Raw genomic sequence first — 13,053 nt, 5'->3', positions numbered from 1 at the left:
CCTAAACGAGGCGTCGGGCCACCCGGCGGGCGTCGGCCAGCACGGCGGGGACGCCGACCCCGCTCGCCCACGCCCCGGTCACGCCGAGGTCGCTGATCTCCGCCAGCGCTTCCTTAGCCTGGCGGACGCGCTCGAGGATGTGCTCGTCGAAGCAGGGGATCCCGCCGAACCAGCGCTGCACATAAATCTCGGAGAGCCCCGCGGCCCGGCCGTCGAAGCCGGTAATCGCCTGGAGGTCATCGAGGGCGTAATCCACCAGGTCATCCTCCTCCGCGCGGACGAGGGCATCATCCCCGAAGCGCCCGAAGCTCGCGCGCACCACCGCGCCCCCGCGCTCCGCGAGGTGCGGCCACTTCCGCGAGGAGAGGGTGAAGGCCTTGGCGTGGAGGCCTGGCTCGTCGGCGGCGATGAGGATGCCGGAGTTCTGCGGCAGGCCCTCGTCGGTGTCGAATTTCATGCCGACGACGGCCGAACTCGCCAAGCGAATCCCCGCGATGTGCTGGGCGGCCTCGGGGGCGATGCCCTTGAGCAGCAGCGCAGTGGTGGGCGCGGGGGTCGCGAGGATCACTCGGTCATAGGCGCCCTCCCCGCCGCCGGTGAGGCGGTAGCCGCCCTTCGGGTCGCGGCTCAGCCCGGTGATGAAAGCGTCGATGAAGATGCGGGCCCCGCTGCGCTCCGCGAGGGTCTCATAGACCTCCGCGTAGCCGCCGGGGAAGGCGGCGAACACACTGCCCTGCCCCGTCCCCGCACCACGGGCGCTGCCGGCCGCCTGGGCGCGCTTCTCCAGGAGCCGACGCACCGCGGCGGACAGATAGACCGGCTCCCCGGCCTCCGCCATGGCGTCGAAGGTGGCCGCCAGGCGCGGGATGGTCGCACGAATGCCCAGGTCATCCGCGGTGCAGGAGTAAACGCCCCCGAGCAGCGCGGAGACCAGGCGATCGACCACGTCATCGCCGTAGCGCTCGCGGACGAGCCGCCCCGCCGAATAATCCTGCCCCGGCGTCCACGGGATGGGGTCCTGCTCCGCCTCGGCGTCGATGCGTCGGGCGCTCTCCTCGCTGATGATCTCGCGGATGGGCTCGGCGTCGGCAGGGATGCCCATCATGCCGGCGTGCGGCAGGGGGCGCAGCTGCCCGCCCATGTACACCGAGGAGGGCAGCCCCGACGGGGTGACGGTACGAAGCCCCAGCTCTTCGGTGAAAAACGCGTAGGCCTCCTGGTTGCGGGCGAGGAAGGCCTCCGCCCCCATGTCCACCGGCCCCGAGTGGAAGGGCACGCTGAACATCTTGCCGCCGATGCGGTCGGTGGCCTCAAAGACCTCGATTGCCGCCTCCGGGGCGTGCTGGTGAATCTCATAGGCGGCGGACAGCCCCGCCAGGCCTGCGCCGATCACGGCATAACGCATGAGCGAAAAACTCCTTCACGATGAATCAGATCAACCGCCTCCGTGATGGCCTCCGGCGGCGTGGTGGGGAGCACCCCGTGCCCCAGGTTAAAGATGTGTCCGCGGGCCAGGCCCTCCGCCTGCGCCCGGCGCCCCTCCTCGCAGATGCGGGCGATCTCCTCGCGCACCACCTCGCGGCCCGCGTGGAGCAGCGCCGGGTCGAGGTTGCCCTGCAGCACCTTCGGCCCCGAGGTGGCATAAATCCGGTGCGCCGCCTGGTCGAGCGGCACCCGCCAGTCCACCCCCATGACCTCGGAGCCGGCCTCCGCCATCGCGCCGAGCAGCTCGCCTGTGCCCACGCCAAAGTGGATGCGGGGGATTCCCGACGCCGCGATCTCGTCGAAAATGCGCTGGGAGTAGGGCAAGACGAAGGTGCGGTAGTCGCGCTTGGTGAGGAAGCCCGCCCAGGAATCGAAGAGTTGCACGGCGTCGACGCCGGCGTCGATCTGCGTGCGCAAGAAGGCCTCGATGGTGCTGCACAGGCGGTTCATGAGCGCGTGCCAGACGTGCGGCTGGGCGTGCATGAGGGCCTTGGTGCGCTCGTGGTTCTTGCTGGGGCCGCCCTCGATGAGGTAGCTGGCCAGCGTAAACGGGGCGCCCGCGAAACCGATGAGCGCCTGCTGCGGGCTGAGCTCCGCGAGGATGCCGGCGATCCCTTCGGCGACCTCCGGGACATCGTGGTCAAGGATGGGGAGCGCCTGGACGTCCTCCGTGCTACGCACGGGGCGCTCCATGACCGGGCCGCGCCCCGCCACAATATCCACCTCCACCCCGGCGGCCTTCAGCGGGACGACGATGTCGGAGAAGAGGATCGCGGCGTCGACGTCGTGGCGGCGCACCGGCTGGAGGGTGATCTCCGCGAGGAGCTCCGGGCGGAAGCACGAGTCCAGCATGCTGATTCCCTCCCGAACTTTCCGATACTCCGGGAGGGAACGGCCGGCCTGGCGCATAAACCAGACGGGCATGCGGCTCGGCGTCCGGCCGAGCGCGGCGTCCACGAGGGGGGCGTCTACTACTGTCCTGCGGGCACTCATGCTCACCATCCTAAGGCGAAGAGCCGGGGCCGAGTGCTCCGCCCCGGCGGCGGGTGCACGCCCCGGCGGCGCTGGGCCTAGAAGACGCGGGCCCGGCGGGAGCGCCACTCGATGAGTAGCGAGGAGCAGATCATGAGGACCGTCGCCGCCATGGGGTGCAGGAGGCCGGAGATCGCGGCGAGCATGGCCGCCACGTTGTAGATCCACGCGAACCAGATGTTCTGGTCAATGAGCCGGCTCGTGCGGCGCGCGAGGCTCATGATCTGCGGGATGGCCGACACGTCCGAGCGAAGGACGACGACGTCCAGCCCCCGCGTGTCCGTCCTGATGAGGTCTGCGAGCGGCTGTCCGCCCACGACGCAGATGCCCACGTCGGCGACGTGCAGGCACTCGCGCACCGAGGAGTCCCCCACCATCGCCACGCAGTGCCCGCGGGCGTGGACGGCGCGAACGGCCATCGCCTTGCGCCCGGGCGCGATGCCCGCGAGGACGCTCGCCGCCCCGATGCGGTCGGCGAAGCGGCGGGCCACCGGGTACGTGTCCCGGGAGAGCATGATGGTCTCCATCCCCAGGTCCGCGAGGTCCTCCACCGCCTCCGAGGCGTCATCCTTCACCGTGTCGTTGAGGGTGATCACGCCGCGGTCCTTCCCCCGCCAGCGCACGATGATCGGGGTGCCGCCCGAGGCGGCCGCCGCCGCCAGCCGGCCGGTGAGGTCCGCCATGGTGCGCGGCCGCCACAGGGAGGCCTCCACCTGGCGCTCGCTGTCCCCGTGCCCGGCGGGCAGGGTGACCATCCCGGTGAAGGTGCCGTCCGCGGTGATGTCGACGTGCGTGACCTCGATCCAGTGCGGGATCTCCTCACCGCCCTCGCCGTGGTCGCGGGACTGGCGGGCGGCGTGGACGATGGCCTGGCTCGCCGGGTGCTCGGACTCCATCGAGAGGGCGCCCGCCACGCGGAGCACGAGGTCGGGGTTCTCCCCGTGGTCGGCGGTGACGGTCTCCACCGCCATCTCCTGCTCGACGAGGGTGCCCACCCGGTTAAACACCACCGTGTCCACCTGGGCGAGCCGCCGCATGATGTTCCCATCGCGCAGCAGCATCCCGTGCCGGGCGGCCGCCTCGATCCCGTGGCGCAGGGCCAGGGAGGTGGAGAGCGCGAGGGCCACCGGCGCGACGGAGGCGAGGATCGCGAGGGCCGTCGTGAACGCCGCGTTGATGTTTCCGCTGATGAGGTACCACAGGGAGAAATCCGCGCCCGCGATGATGAGCGAGGCCGGGATGAGCCAGCCCGCGGTGGACGTCGAGACCCAGGCCATCCGGTTCTGCCGCCGCGTGGCCCCGCGCACCCAGCGGTGGATCACCGAGGAGCGCGTGAGGTGGCCGGTGCGGATGACGCGAACCTTGAGTTGGCCGTCGACGGCCGTCGAGCCGGCGTACACGCGGTCGTTGACCTTCACCCGGCGGGGGATGCCGCGGCCCTCGATGAGCCCGGCCTCCACGGTGGAGCTGCCGCCCACCACGCGCCCATCCACAGGAATGATGTGACCTTCGGGGACGAGGAGGTCATCGCCCACGTTGACCTCCTGGAGGGGGATGACCTCGGGCTCCTGGCGGCCGGTCGCCCGGTTGCGGTGGACGACGGTATAACACTCCTGCGGGTCCGGCCGGGCGTTCGCCAGGTCATCCATGAGGCTCAGCCGCGTGCGGCGGGTCATGAGGCGACCAGCGAGGAGCACCACGGTCATGCCGCAGGCCACGTCGAGGTAAATCTCCCCCTCCATGAGAAGCTGCTGGTCAAAGGCGAACATCTTCGGGTTGGAGAGCCAGCCGATGTCGCCCGCGGGGGTGAAGAGGAGCATCGCCGCCGACCACAGCCACGCCACGAGGATGGCGACGGAGCTCGCCGCATCGAGGGCGCTGAGCCCACGGCGCAGCCCGCCGAGCATCGCGCGGTGGAAAGGCCACGCCCCCCACACGACGACGGGCAGCGCGAGCGCCAGGCACACCCACTGCCAGCCCGGGAACTGAAAAGCGACGACGTAGTGGAGGATGATGGTGGGCACCGCGAGGATCGTCGAGACCACAAGCCGCGGCACGGTGACAAGATCCCGGGCCGTGAAGAGCACATCGCGGCTCTCGGGGTCCTGCACGAGGTGGCGGATCGCCTCCGAGCGCAGCCACCCGGCGCGCTTCTGCCGCTCGATGATCCGGGCGCGCTCCTCCGCCTGGCGCCGGCCGCGGAGGGTTCGCAGGCGACGGCGCTGGTGGGAGCTGCCGAGGGCCGCGTGCGGGTGATCGAGGCGGCGGCGCAGCGAGCCCTCCGTGAGGCGGGCGACGACGCCAAAGCGCTCCATGACCTCGGCGAGGCGATCCGGCCCCACCGACTCCGGGGCCGTGATCCACGCCCGCCGGTCCCCGAAGACGATCCGCGCGCGGACCCCGGGGATCTCCTCGAGGGCCTCCTCGATGTCGCTAATGCCCGGCGCGTCGTCGAGCCCCTCGAGGTCGAAAGTGAAGGCGTGCTTGCGGGCATCCTCCGGGTTGTCTTCCCCGGCGATGCCCGTCGAGGGCGTATCAAACTCGCTGATGCCGACCGCGCGGGCCGCCTCCCGGGCCTCGGCGATCGCGGCGCCCAGGTCCCCCGTCGTCTCGGGCTTCTCGGGAGTGCTCATGGTCTATTTCCCACCCCGGCGAAGATTCTCGATCATCTGCCACTCGCCGGTCCAGCGCAGCGTCTCTTCCCGCCGGCCGCAGTACATGGCCAGGGCCCCGATCACGCCGACGATGATCTGCACGCTCCCATCCACCGCGAAGAGCGCCAGCGGCACCGCGGTGCCCTGCGGGGAGCTCAACATGACAAGCACGAGGCGGAGCACAAAGTAGATCGAGAAGAAGGTGAGGAGGCTGCGGGCAACGCCCGAGCGCTTGGTGCCGCGGTGGACTCGTTGCGTCGCGAAGGCGAGGACCAGCGCGACGATGAGCGCGATCACCCCCATGAAGACGAAGGCGAGGACGGTGATCATGGAGAGCATGTCCTCCGGCAGCGGCATGTTCTGCTGCTTGGCCTGCTCCACCACCTGCTCGCGCAGCTGGCTGGGGTCCACGGCGCTCATGATGATGGACAACACCTGGTGGACGAGCTCCAGGATGATCCCCGCGATCCACAGCTGGCAGAAGACCTTCACGGCATCGGGGCGAACCCGGGGTTCGGAACGTTGCTCCTTGATGGTCACGTCGGCACCTCTCCTCGACCTCTCCTCGATGTTCTCGACGCTTCGTTGCTAGCAGATCTTAGTGGCCCCTAGCCGCGGAGCCGGCGGGCGGCCTCGATTGCGAAGTAGGTGAGGATCTGTTCCGCGCCGGCGCGCTTGATGCTCATGAGGGATTCCATCATGACGGCCTCGCGGTCAATCCAACCCTTCTGCCCCGCCGCGGTGATCATGGCGTACTCGCCGGAGACCTGGTAGGCCGCCACCGGCACGGGGGACATCTCCGCGACGGCGCGGAGGACGTCGAGGTACGGCAGCGCCGGCTTCACCATGACGAAGTCCGCGCCCTGCTCAATGTCCAGCTCCGTCTCCAGGAGGGACTCCCGGAAGTTCGCGGGATCCTGCTGGTAGGTGCGGCGATCCCCCTCGAGGGAGGAGCCGACGGCCTCGCGGAACGGGCCGAAGAAGGCCGACGCGTACTTGGCGGAGTAGGCCATGATGGCGACGTCCTGCATCCCGGCCTCGTCGAGACCCTCGCGGATCGCGGCGATCTGCCCGTCCATCATCCCGGAGGGGGACACGATGTGGGCCCCGGCCTCCGCCTGGGCGACGGCCATCTTCTGGTAGCGCGGCAGGGTGGCGTCGTTGTTGACGATGGTGGCGCCGTGGCGGTCGGTGCTCAGCACGCCGCAGTGGCCGTGATCGGTGAACTCGTCGAGGCAGGTGTCCGCCATGATGATGAGCTCATCGCCGAACTCCCGGCGCAGGGCGCGCAGGCCGCGGTTGAGGGCGCCCTCCGGGTTCCACGCCTCGGAGCCCTCGGCGTCCTTCTCCTCATCGAGAGGGACGCCGAAGAGGTCGATGCAGCGCACCCCCGCCTCGAGGGCTTCCTCGCCGAGCTTGAGCAGGGAGTCCTCGGTGTGCTGGTAGACGCCCGGCATGGAGCTGATCTCCCGCGGGGCGTCGATACCATTCGCGATGAACGCCGGGAGGATGAAGTCCGCGGGCCGCAGCGCCGTTTCCGCGACCATCTCGCGCATGGCCGGGGTGGTGCGCAGCCGCCGGGGGCGTCGGATCAGATGATTGGAATAGCTCACCAAGAGTCCTTCTTTCACACGTTCGGGGAGACGACCCACCATCATAGGCGCGCGCCCCCGGCGGGCTCCCCCACCGCCCGCCCGACGCCCGCGCGACGCCCCGCAGCCGGCGCTTAGCTGGCGTTCTTGCGGCGCCGCGAGCGGCGCTTCTTCCGGGGCGGGGGCAGCTGGCCCGCGGCCCGGAGGGCGGCGACGTGCTCGGCGAGCGCATCGACGAGGTGCGGGATGTCCGCGATCTCCGGGATGACGTCTACCCGCAGCCCGACTTCCCGGGCGGTGGCCGCCGTCGAGGGCCCGATGCACGCGATAATCGTCCGCTGGTGCGGCTTCCCCGCGATGCCCACCAGGTTGCGCACCGTGGAGGAGGAGGTGAAGCACACGGCGTCGAATCCGCCGGACTTGATCATGTCGCGGATGTCGGCGCTCGGTGGGGCGGCGCGGACGGTGCGGTAGGCGACGACGTCGTCGACCTCCCAGCCCAGCTCATGGATGCCATCGACGAGCACCTCCGTGGCGATATCCGCCCGCGGCAGGAGCACCCGGCCCACCGGATCGAGCCCCTCGACGAACTCGGGGAACACGTCGACGAGCCCCTCCGCATTCTGCTTATTCTGCGGGGGCAGCAGCTCCGGGGTGATGCCGAGCGCGCGGATCGCTTCCGCCGTCTTCCGGCCCACCGCCGCGAGCCGCACACCAGCGAAGGCCCGGGCGTCGAGCCCAAACTCCGCGATCTTGTCCCGCACCGCGCGCACCGCGTTGACGGAGGTGAACACCACCCACTGGTAGCGCCCCTCGACGATGCCCTTCACCGCCCGCTCCATCGGAGTGGGGTTGCGCGGGGGCTCGACGGAAATCGTCGGCACTTCCTGCGGGATCGCACCGTGTCCGGCCAGGCGCGTGCTCATGGGGCCGGCCTGCGCCTTGGCGCGCGGCACGAGGACCCGCCACCCATAGAGCGGCCGGTTCTCCCACCAGGAGTACTTCGTCCGGTCATCCACGGGGTGGCCGACGGTGACCACCAGGGTGCCGGGCAGCTCGGCGTCGAGCTTCCCCAGGGTGCCCAGTGTTGTCTCGTGGGTGCGCTGCAGGCGCGTCGTGCCGTTGACGGTGACGCCGACGGGGATGCTGGCGTCGAGGCCGTGGGCGGTGAGCTGCTCGGCGATGGTCGGCAGGTCCTCGGCCTTCGCCTCGAGGACCAGGGGCTGCGGGGCGGCGGCCAGCTGCTCCCAGTCCACGTCCTGCTCGGTGATGTTCGTTTCCGTGTACGTGGAGCCCAGCGCGATCCCCGCGAAGGAGGGCACGGTGCCGGGCAGGGACATGCCGGGCACCACCTGGAATTCCACGCCGGCCTCCCCCACCGCGGAGATCTCCGCGAGGGAGGCCTCCCGGTTGAGCGGGTTGCCGGTGACGAGGCGGATGACGTCCCCGTGGGCGCGCAGCTCCTGCAGCTGGGCGAGGACCTCCTCAGGTGTGGACTCGGGGGCCAGCTCGGTGATTTCCGCGGCCGTCGGCGGGGCGGGGCGCTGCGGCTTGCGGCGGGCGCCGTTGGCCTTGGCCTCCGCGCACATGCGCTCGTATTCTTCCTCCGCGGCCTCGAGCTTCTCCGCGGGAACCGGCAGACCGGAGCCGACGATCTCCCGGACGCCGGGTAGCACGTCGGCGTCGGTGAGGGCGTGGGCGGTGTGCGCGAGAACCTCGCGGGCACGCACGGTCAGCATGTCGGGGTTGCCGGGACCGGCACCGACAAAGATGACCTTGCCCGGCTGCTGCTCGGGCTGGAGGTCGGTGACGACCTGGGGGTCCTTGCTCATGAAGATCTTTTCTAGGTACGCGGCCAAACGGAACCGCCCCGTTAGCATCCCGGGGTCTGCGAGTTTTGCGGACCCCGTTGCACGAGGCGGATAAAGGATGTGGTATTACACCATAAAACAGAAGCGCGGAGTTCCCAAACCGACGCGGGCCTCCGCGCTGCTCTACGCGCCGTATTGACTGAGCTGAGCGGCATAGTGCCGCGCACTGTCCGTGGACACCACAATGCGATCAAAAGTGGCCCCTTCCAGCTCTAATACGAGCCCGGGCCGGCGCCCATGGCACACAGCAAATGTCTTTTTGTGTGAGCCGTCCACAGTGGTGAATGTCCCTGTGCTCGTCATGCCCTGGATGCGCATGCCGGGGTTCTGCGTCTGCCCGGCCACGAGGTCAGAGACGTCGGCGAGCACATCAACCTTCCGCACGACCCGCAGCGGGATCGTGAGGTCCGAGCGGCGCGCGGCGAGCTTCTCCCACCAATCCAAGTGGACGGTGAGGGCCTCGTCGTGAATGTGAAGCTCAGCCATGATGCTCTCCTTACTTCTCCTTCCGCGCTCTGCTAGTTCGCCTCAGGGGCCAGGATGGTGCCGGCGCCCTGGGCGAGCATCTCCTCGGCCACGCGCTCGCCCAGCTCCTGGGCCTGGGCGGACGGGGCGGTGCGGTTGAGCACCACCTTGTGGCTGCCGTCGAGGGCAAAGGCCCCGGCGGTGAGGCTCAGCATGTCCCCGTCAAGGGTGGCGTGCGCGGCGACCGGGGCGGTGCACCCCGCCTCGAGGCGGGCGAGCAGCGCGCGCTCCGCGGTGGCACAGGCGGTGGCTTCGGGGTCGACGAGCGACTCGATGGCGCGGATCGTGTCCTCGTCATCGGCGCGGCACTCGACGGCGAGCGCCCCCTGCGCCGGGGCGGGCAGCAGATCCTCGACGCTCAGCACTTCCGTCGCCCGATCCTCCTGGCCCATGCGGCAGAGCCCGGCATAGGCGAGGATCACGGCGTCGAGCTCCCCGGAGCTCACCTTGCCCATGCGGGTGTCGATGTTGCCGCGCAGGGGGCGGATGTCGAGGTCCGGCCGCAGCGCGCGGAGCTGGGAGATCCGGCGCGGGGCGCTGGTGCCCACCCGGGCGCCCGTCGGCAGCTCGGCGAGGCGCAGCCCATCGCGCGCGATGAGCGCCTCGCGGGCGTCGGCCCGGCGCGGCACGATGAGGCGGAAGCGCGGGTCTGGCGCGGAGGGCAAGTCCTTGAAGGAGTGGATGGCGACGTCGCACTCGCCGCTGTGCAGGGCCTCGCGCAGCGCCTGGGTGAACACGCCCACGCCGATGCGCTCGACCGGCGCCATGTTCACGTCCCCCGCCGTGGTGACGATGTGCAACTCCGCGGGGAAGCCCGCGCTGAGGAGCGCATCGCGCACGTGCCCCGTCTGCGTGCGGGCGAGGGCGCTCCCCCGGGTGCCGAGCAGCAACGGGCGCCCCGCGGTCGATTCGTTCCTCTCCTGTGCCGACGTCTCCATGGAATCCTCCTTCTGGTGGGTCGTGGCGCGCGCCACGCTGATGGGCGTGGTGCTGGTGATCTCCTCGGGGGCAGGCAGGTCCGAGAGGTCGACGGCCGCCGAACGCCCCTTCTCCCCCTGCGGCGCAAGCGCCAGCCCGAAGAGCTCCTGGAGGGCGGACTCATAGGAGACCACCCCGGACTCGGCGGCGAGCTTCTTCACCCGCACGGTGGGCTCGTGGAGGAGTTTGTCGACGACGCGGCGCACGGCCCGCGAGGCCTCTTGGAAGTCATGCTCGCTGAGGGTGGGCGCCCGGTGCCGGAGGAGCTCCAGCTCCTGCGCGGCCACCTCGTTGGCGTGGCGGCGCAGGGCAGCGACCGCCGGAACCACATCCCGCACCCGCTGCTCCGAGGTGAAGTGCTCCAGTTCCTCGTTGACGATGCTGAGAGCCGCCCGCGTCGTCGGGGCGAGTTCGCCCTCCTCGCGGTCGCGCACCTGGTGGAGGCGCTCAATGTTGACGAGGTGCACCCCGGAGAGCAGCGCCGCGTCGTCGTCGATGTCGCGGGGAAGGGAGAGGTCCACGAGGGTGAGCTGGGGCGCCCGGTTGGAGGGGATGGCGGACTGGGTGATGGTGAAGGAATCGGCCCCCGTGGCGGAGACCGCGATGTCCACCTGGGAGAGCACGGAGAAGCGGTCCTCGAAGTCCACGACCTCGGCGCTCACCCCGGCCTCCCGGGCGTGCTCGGCGAGGCGCTCCGCCCGCTCCCGCGTGCGATTGGCGATGATGAGCCGGCTCACCCCGAGCTTCCCCAGGTGCGTCGCCGCGAGCGAGGCCATCGCGCCTGCGCCGAGGACCAGGGCGTTGATGCCCTCCAGCGGCGTGCTCGCGTTCGGCGAGAGGGTCATGTGGCGCAGTGCCTCGTCGAGAGCGAAGGAGACCATGGAGCCGCCGGCGTCGTCGATGGCGGTCTCCGCGTGGACGCGCTTGCCCGTGTGCAGCGCCGTCTGGGCAAGGGAGTGCAGCGCGGGCCCGACGGTGCCGTGCTCCGCGGCCTCCTGGTAGGCGGTGCGCACCTGGCCGATGATCTGCTGCTCGCCGATCACCATGGAGTCCAGCCCGGAGGTCACCACCATGAGGTGCTCGGCGGCGGCGTCGGCGTAGCGGACATAGAGGTAGCCGCGGAGGGTGGCCTCGTCGACGCCACTCACCTCGCGGAGCACATCGACGACGTCCTGCACGCCCGTGTGGAAGCTGTTGGTGACGGTGTAGACCTCCATCCGGTTACAGGTGGAGATGATCATCGCCTCCGAGAGCGAAGGCTTGTTCACCATGAGGGTGGCGGTGTCCTCCCGCACTCGCTGATCCATGCTCAACCGCTCCAGGAGCGTCACCGGCGCGCACCGATGCGACATCCCGACCACGAGCACACTCACATTGCACCTCACTGCTTCTTGCACGAGAACGCCGGGCTCACTGCGCAGCCCGGCCTCATCCAAAGGTATACCCCCACCGGGGGCAGACTTATGTTCAATACACGCTAGTGCTCTCGCCGCCGGCGCTCAACAAAGCCTCGACTAACTCTTCGTTCTCAATCTCCCAGCACGCAGTTTCCTCCCCCGCCACCACCACGACGGGCACCCGATCCCCAAATTCCACCTCCAGCTGGGTGTCTTCTTCCACATTGAGGATCCGCAACTCCGCGCCATGCTCCTCGACGACGGGGCGAATCTGCTCCGCCACACGGTGACAAGAACCACACTTCGGCCGCACCATGAGCTCCACCAAGGTCCGCGCCTTTTCCACCTTGAGCACCTCCCATCCGAGGGGGACTTGACTTACGATGGTCACGATACCGCTGCCTCCCGACGCGGCCGGCACCAGAATCACCTCTTAGGAGACTCCCGGTTTGAGCTTTCCTCATGATAACGCTCCCCTCTACAGCTCCCCCGAAGAATTCCTCACCCTGTGGAGTCTGAGCCGAGGCAACCTCCGCCGCTTCATCGAAGACGTCGCCCTCCCTCCCGTGGATGAGCACACCCAGCGCACGGCCGGCGAGGCCGCCGCCGCCCAGGCCATCAAGGAGCTCTTTGACCTCGAACTCGACGAGTTCTCCTCCGGCGTCGACTCTGTCTCGGGCTCCATCGAGGCCGCCGGCAGCTTCCGCCTCACGACGCCGGACCCGTCGATCCCCCAGGACCAGCACGTCGCCGCGTTTTTCGACGTCGACAACACACTCATCCGCGGATCCTCGCTCATCGTCTTCGCGCTGGGGCTGGCACGGCGTCGCTACGTCCGCCCCCGCGACATGCTCCCCATCGCGTGGAAGCAGCTGCGCTACCGGATCACCGGCGCCGAGCACGCCCGCGACATGGCGCGCGGCCGCGAGCAGGCCCTCGCCTTCATCGAGGGGCGGGAGGTCCGCGAGCTCGAGGAACTCTGCGAGGAGATCGTCGACGCCCACATGGAGGGCCGCGCCTGGCCTGGGACCCGGGAGCTCGCCGAGGCCCACCTCGCCGCCGGGCATCAGGTGTGGCTGGTCTCCGCCACCCCGGTGCAGATCGCGCAGATCCTCGCCCGGCGCTTCGGCTTCACGGGCGCGCTCGGCACTGTGGCCGAGGTGAAGGACGGGCGTTTCACCGGGCGCCTCGTCGGCGACATCCTCCACGGCTCAGGCAAGCGCTATGCGGTGGCGGCGCTGGCATCCGTCGAGCAGCTCGACCTCTCCCGCTGCACCGCCTACTCCGACTCCATCAACGACATGCCGATGTTCAGCATGGTGGGCACGCCCGTGGCGGTGAACCCCGACCGCCCGCTGCGCCGCATCGCCGAGCGCCGCGGCTGGGAGCTCCACGACTATCGCAGCCTCCGCACGGCGATCCGCACGTGGGGGCTGCCCACGCTCATTACCGCCGCCTTCAGCGTGGGCGGATGGCACATCTACCGGATCCTCCGCCCGCGCGGCTAAGGGCCCGCGGG

Annotated in this window: 10 protein-coding genes and 1 pseudogene; 1 reads left to right on the top strand and 10 read right to left on the bottom strand. The window is 70.0% G+C overall.

The genetic code is table 11. The features are described 5' to 3' along the window. Nucleotide 1: 1 nt before the first annotated feature. The 10 genes and pseudogenes from L1O03_RS01350 to L1O03_RS01305 all read right to left on the bottom strand — a co-directional run bounded on the left by L1O03_RS01350 (nt 2) and on the right by L1O03_RS01305 (nt 11,850). On the bottom strand, nt 2-1,405 hold the full coding sequence (locus tag L1O03_RS01350) for a protoporphyrinogen oxidase (RefSeq protein ID WP_236117620.1): 1,404 nt from the start codon (nt 1,403-1,405) through the stop codon (nt 2-4). Next, complete coding sequence (hemE, locus tag L1O03_RS01345) at nt 1,390-2,478, bottom strand: uroporphyrinogen decarboxylase (protein ID WP_236117619.1); 1,089 nt, start codon at nt 2,476-2,478, stop codon at nt 1,390-1,392. Before hemE ends, L1O03_RS01350 begins: the two co-directional genes overlap by 16 nt. A 77-nt stretch (nt 2,479-2,555) precedes the next feature. Beyond that, a complete protein-coding gene (locus tag L1O03_RS01340) occupies nt 2,556-5,150 on the bottom strand; it encodes a heavy metal translocating P-type ATPase (RefSeq protein WP_236117618.1) in 2,595 nt (864 codons plus the stop codon). 3 nt (nt 5,151-5,153) lie between these two features. After that, the gene (locus L1O03_RS01335) at nt 5,154-5,711 is read right to left on the bottom strand and encodes a hypothetical protein (RefSeq protein ID WP_236117617.1); all 558 of its coding nucleotides are present in this window, start codon (nt 5,709-5,711) and stop codon (nt 5,154-5,156) included. Between the two features lie 68 nt (nt 5,712-5,779). Next, nucleotides 5,780-6,784, bottom strand: coding sequence for a porphobilinogen synthase (gene hemB, locus L1O03_RS01330; RefSeq protein WP_338026111.1), 1,005 nt, complete (start codon nt 6,782-6,784; stop codon nt 5,780-5,782). A 113-nt stretch (nt 6,785-6,897) separates the two neighbouring features. Beyond that, complete coding sequence (locus L1O03_RS01325) at nt 6,898-8,595, bottom strand: bifunctional uroporphyrinogen-III C-methyltransferase/uroporphyrinogen-III synthase (protein WP_236117616.1); 1,698 nt, start codon at nt 8,593-8,595, stop codon at nt 6,898-6,900. A 162-nt stretch (nt 8,596-8,757) separates the two neighbouring features. Next, nucleotides 8,758-9,120: a hypothetical protein gene (locus L1O03_RS01320; protein ID WP_236117615.1), complete on the bottom strand. Its 363-nt coding sequence runs from the start codon at nt 9,118-9,120 to the stop codon at nt 8,758-8,760. A gap of 32 nt (nt 9,121-9,152) precedes the next feature. Beyond that, nucleotides 9,153-10,097 (bottom strand): hydroxymethylbilane synthase, encoded by a 945-nt coding sequence (hemC, locus tag L1O03_RS01315; protein ID WP_236118032.1) that lies wholly within the window; start codon nt 10,095-10,097, stop codon nt 9,153-9,155. Between the two features lie 72 nt (nt 10,098-10,169). Then, nucleotides 10,170-11,510 (bottom strand): annotated as a pseudogene (locus L1O03_RS01310) (glutamyl-tRNA reductase); the annotation flags it as partial. Between the two features lie 94 nt (nt 11,511-11,604). Continuing rightward, nucleotides 11,605-11,850: a glutaredoxin family protein gene (locus tag L1O03_RS01305; RefSeq protein ID WP_236118031.1), complete on the bottom strand. Its 246-nt coding sequence runs from the start codon at nt 11,848-11,850 to the stop codon at nt 11,605-11,607. 133 nt (nt 11,851-11,983) lie between these two features. On the opposite strand from L1O03_RS01305, the gene L1O03_RS01300 reads away from it, so the two are divergent. Then, the gene (locus L1O03_RS01300) at nt 11,984-13,042 is read left to right on the top strand and encodes an HAD family hydrolase (protein ID WP_236117614.1); all 1,059 of its coding nucleotides are present in this window, start codon (nt 11,984-11,986) and stop codon (nt 13,040-13,042) included. Nucleotides 13,043-13,053 lie beyond the last annotated feature (11 nt).

The organism is Corynebacterium uropygiale (assembly GCF_021568315.1).
In the GTDB taxonomy this organism is placed as follows: Bacteria; Actinomycetota; Actinomycetes; order Mycobacteriales; family Mycobacteriaceae; genus Corynebacterium; species Corynebacterium uropygiale.
This window is presented reverse-complemented; position numbering and strand designations above follow the sequence as displayed.